Source organism: Xenorhabdus sp. PB61.4, assembly GCF_963894935.1.
In the GTDB taxonomy this organism is placed as follows: domain Bacteria; phylum Pseudomonadota; class Gammaproteobacteria; order Enterobacterales; family Enterobacteriaceae; genus Xenorhabdus; species Xenorhabdus stockiae.
The window spans coordinates 1-7,041 of sequence record NZ_CAWQJR010000055.1; the positions used below are offsets into that span (position 1 = coordinate 1).

Genomic DNA, 7,041 nt, shown 5'->3' on the forward strand with positions numbered 1-7,041 from the left:
TAAAGCAAAGTTAATATTTACTTATCTTTTTATATATGACTTATCTTTTTTATTTTGTAATATCTATTCGTTGATATACCTATCTCGATTCAAATATTCACCTGCATATTTTTATAAAAAAGATTATTAATAAATGTTAGGAATGTAGATATGAGTAAAAATAAATCAACCGTGCCGGGTGTACATCCTTACCATGGCCCCGCGGGCGGATGGGGAGCATTAAAAGCAACGGCAATCGCTGTCCGTACTCAGATGGACGCTTTTGTTGCACCAAAGACCTTGCTAAATACTAACCAACCCGACGGTTTTGATTGCCCCGGGTGTGCCTGGCCTGATAAAGAACACAACTCTACATTCCAGTTTTGTGAAAATGGAGCAAAAGCTGTTACGTGGGAAGCCACCAAAAAACGTGTCACTCCTGAGTTTCTGGCTGAAAATACCGTGAGCACTTTACTGGAAAAATCAGATTATGAATTGGAAGGATATGGGCGTTTAACTCATCCACTGGCTTATGATGCTGCCACAGATACACTGGTTCCTGTTTCGTGGGAAGCTGCATGCCGTCGTATTGGTGAAATTTTAAGAGAAATACCATCACCTTCTGAGGTCGAATTTTACACTTCAGGACGAGCTTCAAATGAAGCAGCCTATCTATTTCAGCTCTTTGCCAGAGAATACGGCACAAATAATTTTCCGGATTGCTCCAATATGTGCCATGAACCCACCAGTGTGGGTCTGCCTCAATCCATTGGCATTGGTAAAGGCACTGTTTCATTAGATGACTTTGATAAAACTCAGCTTATTATTTCTATCGGTCATAACCCCGGGACTAACCACCCACGAATGATGGGAACACTGCACGAAGCTGCTCGCCGTGGTGTGCCTATAGTGGTGTTTAATCCACTGCGTGAACGCGCATTAGAGCGTTTCACCGATCCGCAAAATATGATTGAAATGGCGACCTATAGCTCAACGAATATCGCCTCTTCTTACTATCAGGTAAAAGCGGGAGGTGATGCAGCAGCGCTGAAAGGCATCATGAAAGTCTTATTGGAATGGGATGAAAAACGCGGGAATATTCTCGATCATGAGTTTATTGCAACACATACCATGGGATTTGATGCCGTCAAAGAAGAGCTACGCGGTACTTCCTGGCAAGATATTGAGAATGAAAGTGGCATTTCTCAAGCCGATATTGAAAATGTCGCGCTGTTGTACGCTAATTCGGATGCGACCATCGTCACTTACGGTATGGGAATAACTCAGCATAATAAAGGAACCGCGAATGTCCGGTTAATTGCCGATTTGCTACTCATGAAAGGCAATATCGGCAAATCCGGGGCTGGAATATGTCCACTGCGCGGCCACTCTAATGTTCAGGGTAACCGCACCGTTGGTATTACAGAAAAACCATCGCCAGAATTCTTACAAAAACTGGAAGAAGTCTTCGGGTTTAAGCCCCCTTATGAACACGGGCACGATGCGGTTAAAGCGATGCAAGCGATGGTTGACGGGCGCGTGAAGGCACTGCTTTGTCTTGGCGGGAACTTTGCCGTGGCATTACCTGATCCTGAATTATCATTTTCAGCAATGAAAAAACTCGACTTGAGTGTGCATATCGGAACTAAGCTTAATCGTTCTCATTTACTGGTGGCGAAAGAAACCTTTATTTTACCTTGTTTAGGTAGAACTGAATTAGATATGAGGGAGTTAGGGCGTCAATCCATTACGGTCGAAGATTCCATGTCAATGGTTCATGCATCATCGGGAAAATTAACACCAGCATCACCACTGTTAAAATCTGAGCCTGTTATTGTGGCTGAAATGGCAGCAGCCACTTTACTGAATAGTAAAACACCATGGTTACGCTATACCGAAAGCTACGATCTTATCCGTGATTTGATTGAGAAAACTATTCCTGGATTTGATAACTATAATCAGCGCATCCGGACTCCGGGGGGATTTCGTATGCCATTGCCACCAACAGAGCGCATTTGGCCCACACCAACGGGCAAGGCGATGTTTTCTGTGTTTAAAGGTGTGAAAGAAAACGCAGATGTGCTGGGTGAAGATGTATTGCGTCTAATGACTATTCGTAGTCATGACCAATATAATACAACCATTTATGCATTGGATGATCGTTATCGTGGAGTATTTGGACGACGTGATGTACTGTTTATGAATGATATTGATTTGGAAGCCCGTGGTTTAAAGCACGGGGATAAAATCATTATTGAAACAGTAAGCCAAAACAGAAAGTTATTTCTCAAAGATATCACTGTTATTTCATACAATATTGCGCCGGGAACTGTTGCAGCTTATTATCCTGAAGCGAATATTTTAATTCCATTAGATTATATTGATGAAGAAAGTGGTACACCTTCTTATAAATCAGTGCCAGTAAGAGTTTTTTCTCAGCAGGATAAATCAGCTTAATTACTGAAAGTCTTTTTCAATGAAAATAGTCGCACAATAATACGTGCGACTATTTTTCTCGTGAGCTTAATTCTTTATTATTAACAGCTAAGGTAAAACATGCCCATATTCCTAAATATTTATATTTTCCACATAGTCGCACATATTAGCAAAGCAGGTTTCAATTAATACTGAACGAGGCTCTTCCCGGCGGATCAATATACCAAGTGCAGCATTAATAACAGCATCCTCTATTGGAATAATATCAATATTATCACTTAATTTTTCCATTTTCTCAGTAATAGGAATGATAGATGCACAAAAGCCGGAATTGACTGACTGAATAAGATGAAGTGTAGAATCACTTTCAAGAATTATTTTAGGTTGAAGATTATAACGCTGAAATGCAAGATCGATAGATTGGCGAAAGTAATTCGCCTGACTGATAAGCGCCAGAGGTAATGTTGCTACCATTTCCCAAGTGACTGTTGGTGTGGCAGGCGTAAATTGTGTTCGGTTAAATAAAAGCCCGAGTTTTGTTTTCTTCAGTGAATAAATATCATGTTGATGAGTATCCGCCTTTTCCAGATAACAAATACCAATATCTAAACGATTACTATTTAGATCATCAATAATTTTTTCACTGTGGCCCGAACTTACTTGAAAGCGTATTTCAGTAAATGTTTCAGAAAGATGTTGTAACATCAGCATTGGCTCAATATTAGTCAGAGGAACAATGCCAATACGAAGCTGACCTAACAATTGCTGGCGAAAATTAGCTGCTTCTGCCTGTAGCCCTTCATAGGCTGACTGCATAGTTTTAGCCCACTTTAATATTTTTTCACCTTCTTCTGTAAATCCTTCAAAGCGCGAGCTTCGTTTTATCAAAATAACATCAAGCTCTTTTTCAAGATTCCTTAGTCGCATAGAGAGCGTTGGCTGAGTGACATGACACATTTCTGCCGCTTGTCCAAAGTGCTGAGTTTTATCTAATGCGATTAAATAAAATAACTGTTTAATATCGATGGGATTTTCCTCGGCGATGAGCAGGTAAACGGCTGTAAGTAAAAGACTTACTAATTATATGGCGTTTTACCTGCTCCAAAAAATTATCAATACCATTGATGTAATGCTATCTGCACTTTTATCTATAAACTGTAGAACTATGGTTGATCCTGTGGTGCTTAAAATCAAGCAATTAAAACTGCTCACATTTGACACATCATAACTGGAGAAATGATCGACATAGATGATATATCAGGGTAAATTTTGGGATCGGTAATGGATAATAATACATATGATTTTGCTTCCGGAATTGCCTTAGTATAAATTGGGGCCAATCGCGTTAGCAGAGAAATTTCACTCGAAATTATCTTGATTGATTTTTCCTGTTACCGACAAACACCCATTGTTCATCAACTTCGCATATGATTTGAATTTCATCTCCACGAGATTTTCCCCAATTCAGGGAAATAAAGTTTGGCTAATGAAGATATTAATATGTTAACTTAGGCAAAACGGTAGAAAATCAATATAATAGGAACTATGAGAAAATTTGCATTATTGACTTACGCCCTGGTTCTATTTGGTTTCACACAACCTGTGAAAGCTTTGTCCGAAAGTGAAGCGGAAGATCTTGCTGATCTCACAGCAGTTTACATCTACCTAAAATATGATTGTGGCTATAGCCAGATCCCAGATAGAGAAATCAGGCGTACGGTTGTCTATTTTGCCCAGCGTAATAAATGGGATCTCGGGAATTATGATGGTCAGTTAATGGAGGAACTGAATCAACAGGGCTACAACGATCTGAAGGGAATCGACCTGCCTCATGAGGTAAAATGCCGCTCTCTTGCACGCCGCTCCCTCAGCCTGCTTGCTTATGTAAAATAATTTTATTGTCACTCTCTGGCAAATATCACAGTGCAACTAATTCTGTTGTTGGCTATTATGTGCGCCTCATAATTATGGGGACCACAATGGGGGAATACCAATAGATGTCACAGAAAAACACTTGGTATGAGACATTACATACCAATTTTGGTCAGTATTTCACGGTTGAAAATGTGCTCTATCACAATAAAACCGAGCATCAGGATCTCATTATTTTTGAAAATGCGGAACTGGGTCGCATTATGGCTCTTGATGGCGTAGTACAAACGACTGAACGCGATGAGTTTATTTATCATGAGATGATGGCCCATGTCCCACTATTTGCTCATGGAAATGCCAAACGCGTTTTGATTATCGGTGGTGGGGATGGTGGCATGTTGCGTGAAGTTTGCCGCCATCAATATCTTGAAAACATCACTATGGTAGAAATTGATGCCGGAGTTGTCGAATTCTGCCGCCAATACCTACCAAACCATAATGCAGGGGCTTACGATGATCCCCGTTTCAAACTTGTTATTGATGACGGCGTCAACTTTGTCAATACAACCTCTGATAAATTTGATGTCATCATCTCCGATTGTACCGACCCAGAAGGGCCCGGCGAAAGTTTATTCACATCTGAGTTTTATGAAGGCTGCGCTCGCTGCCTGAATGAAGGAGGCGTTTTTGTCGCCCAGAATGGTGTTTGTTTCCTGCAACAAGACGAAGCCATTACCAGCCACAAAAAACTGAACCACTATTTTGCTGACAGCAGTTTTTATCAGGCCGCTATTCCTACTTATTACGGCGGGATCATGACGTTTGCATGGGCAACACAAAACCCAGCCCTGCGTCAGACGCCCCTGGAAATCCTGCAACAGCGTTTCGATAATGCGGCGATAACCTGTCGTTACTATACCCCAGCCATACATGCAGGTAGCTTTGCCCTGCCACAGTATTTGCTGGATTCTCTATCTGGAAACCAATAGTCACCCATGCCGGGAGGTGAAGTAAATTGCGTAAACTGAAATTGCACGGCTTTAACAATCTCACAAAAAGCTTAAGTTTCTGTATTTACGATATTTGTTATGCAAAAACGAAAGCCGATCGCGACAGTTATATCGCGTACATTGATGAACAGTACAATGCAAACCGCTTAACTGAAATCCTCAGTGAAACCTGTTCAATCATTGGTGCAAACATTCTTAATATTGCCCGTCAAGACTATGACCCTCAAGGGGCAAGCGTAACCATTCTGATTAGTGAAGAACCCGTAGATCCCAAACTGGTGGATAATACGGAAAATCCGGGGCCTCTTCCTGATTCTGTCGTCGCCCATCTGGATAAGAGCCATATCTGTGTACATACCTATCCGGAAAGCCATCCTGATGGCGGCATATGCACATTCAGGGCAGATATTGAAGTCTCTACTTGTGGTGTAATTTCCCCCCTTAAGGCACTTAATTATCTGATCCATGAATTGGAATCTGACATTGTAACAATGGATTACCGTGTTCGCGGTTTTACCCGGGATATTAACGGAGTAAAACTGTATATCGATCACGAAATTAGCTCCATTCAAAATTACGTGACTGAAGAGATCCAGTCTCAATACCATATGATGGATGTTAATATTTTTCAGGAAAATCTTTTTCATACCAAAATGATGCTGAAAGAATTTGATCTGAATGAATATTTATTCAATACCACAGCTGAAGAGCTAAACGAAACAGAAAAGCAGGAAATTATTCACCTGCTTAAAAAAGAGATACAGGAAATCTACTACGGTCGTAATTTACCAGAGATTTAAATATCTTCCTTTCGTTTCGATAAATGTACTGGCAGATCTTTTATCTGCCAGTCATATTATTTGTTCAATGCCCATGCCTTTCCCGTTATCCAGCCAATAAAATCTCAATCTGAAATATGAAGAGTTAATTAAAATATAAATGGCTTAATTCATAAAATAGTTATAGCGAATATACACCAAGCTCTGTACTTGTTGTAATTTCAACACCATAAATTGATTTAAGATAATTGAGGGCTTCATTCTGATCTGCTTGCAGAAAAACACAAACAGCATCAGATAATACTTTAATGCCATAACCACGAACAAACGCACCATAAGCTGTGTGACGAACGCAACAATCGGTATGCTGGCCAGTCAATACTACTTCTGTCACACCATGTTGTTCGAAAATAGCGTCAAGATTTGTACCATCAAAAGCACCATAAAACCGTTTAGGGGAGACAATTTCACGCTTTGCTCCGATGGGAGCCAGAGCATCAATAACATCAGCACCAGATGTCCCCTTCATGGCATGCCTACCCCAAATAGCTATTTCCCGGTCATCTTCCCAATGTGAATCATTGGCATACACAACTAACCAATCAGGATGACTTCTGGCATAATTGAGCATTTTCTGTATTACAGGAACAATGGGAATGACATTCGCTTCATTTGCGAGAGCACCAGTTACAAAATCATTCAACATGTCAATTACGATAAGTGCTTTCATTTAGCCAACCTTGTTTTACATGAAGAAATATTAGTATGAAATGAAACTACTGTTTATAATTCACTATATATAAGAAAATAGCCACTATAAGATCGCGTTATTTACATAACATATAAAATCCCTTTTATATCAACAAATAACAAATTTAATTTTATTATTGGATAAAGAAAGCACCGCTATTCGTAGTATATTCAGCCTTCCCGGATTGTGGAATAAATAATCTAATAAAAACCCA

The 7,041-nt window shown here is 40.1% G+C and carries 6 protein-coding genes and 1 pseudogene; 4 read left to right on the forward strand and 3 right to left on the reverse strand.

What is annotated here, in order from left to right; genetic code table 11:
- Window positions 1-150 precede the first annotated feature (150 nt).
- Window positions 151-2,436, forward strand: coding sequence for an FdhF/YdeP family oxidoreductase (locus tag AACX68_RS04320; RefSeq protein ID WP_228860688.1), 2,286 nt, complete (start codon window positions 151-153; stop codon window positions 2,434-2,436).
- A 111-nt stretch (window positions 2,437-2,547) separates the two neighbouring features.
- Here AACX68_RS04320 and AACX68_RS04325 read toward each other — a convergent pair whose 3' ends face one another.
- Window positions 2,548-3,465: a LysR family transcriptional regulator gene (locus tag AACX68_RS04325; protein ID WP_255705730.1), complete on the reverse strand. Its 918-nt coding sequence runs from the start codon at window positions 3,463-3,465 to the stop codon at window positions 2,548-2,550.
- A gap of 31 nt (window positions 3,466-3,496) precedes the next feature.
- Window positions 3,497-3,767 (reverse strand): annotated as a pseudogene (locus AACX68_RS20090) (IS1595 family transposase); the annotation flags it as partial.
- Between the two features lie 193 nt (window positions 3,768-3,960).
- Between AACX68_RS20090 and AACX68_RS04330 the strand changes: the two are divergent.
- From AACX68_RS04330 to speD, 3 genes are all read left to right on the forward strand, one after another.
- Window positions 3,961-4,308 carry a YacC family pilotin-like protein gene (locus tag AACX68_RS04330; RefSeq protein ID WP_099121458.1) on the forward strand — a complete coding sequence of 116 codons (348 nt, stop codon included), beginning with the start codon at window positions 3,961-3,963 and terminating at the stop codon, window positions 4,306-4,308.
- Between the two features lie 104 nt (window positions 4,309-4,412).
- The gene (speE, locus tag AACX68_RS04335; protein WP_228860689.1) at window positions 4,413-5,276 is read left to right on the forward strand and encodes a polyamine aminopropyltransferase; all 864 of its coding nucleotides are present in this window, start codon (window positions 4,413-4,415) and stop codon (window positions 5,274-5,276) included.
- A 26-nt stretch (window positions 5,277-5,302) separates the two neighbouring features.
- Window positions 5,303-6,097: an adenosylmethionine decarboxylase gene (gene speD / locus AACX68_RS04340; protein WP_099121460.1), complete on the forward strand. Its 795-nt coding sequence runs from the start codon at window positions 5,303-5,305 to the stop codon at window positions 6,095-6,097.
- 160 nt (window positions 6,098-6,257) lie between these two features.
- Here speD and AACX68_RS04345 read toward each other — a convergent pair whose 3' ends face one another.
- The gene (locus AACX68_RS04345) at window positions 6,258-6,806 is read right to left on the reverse strand and encodes a cysteine hydrolase family protein (protein WP_228860690.1); all 549 of its coding nucleotides are present in this window, start codon (window positions 6,804-6,806) and stop codon (window positions 6,258-6,260) included.
- Between the last annotated feature and the right edge of the window lie 235 nt (window positions 6,807-7,041).

What these genes read in the sequence shown, in the direction of transcription:
- speE (WP_228860689.1), top strand. Translation starts at nt 4,413, where the DNA reads ATGTCACAGAAAAACACTTGGTATGAGACATTACATACCAATTTTGGT.
- AACX68_RS04320 (WP_228860688.1), top strand. Translation starts at nt 151, where the DNA reads ATGAGTAAAAATAAATCAACCGTGCCGGGTGTACATCCTTACCATGGC.
- AACX68_RS04345 (WP_228860690.1), bottom strand. Translation starts at nt 6,806, where the DNA reads ATGAAAGCACTTATCGTAATTGACATGTTGAATGATTTTGTAACTGGT.
- AACX68_RS04330 (WP_099121458.1), top strand. Translation starts at nt 3,961, where the DNA reads ATGAGAAAATTTGCATTATTGACTTACGCCCTGGTTCTATTTGGTTTC.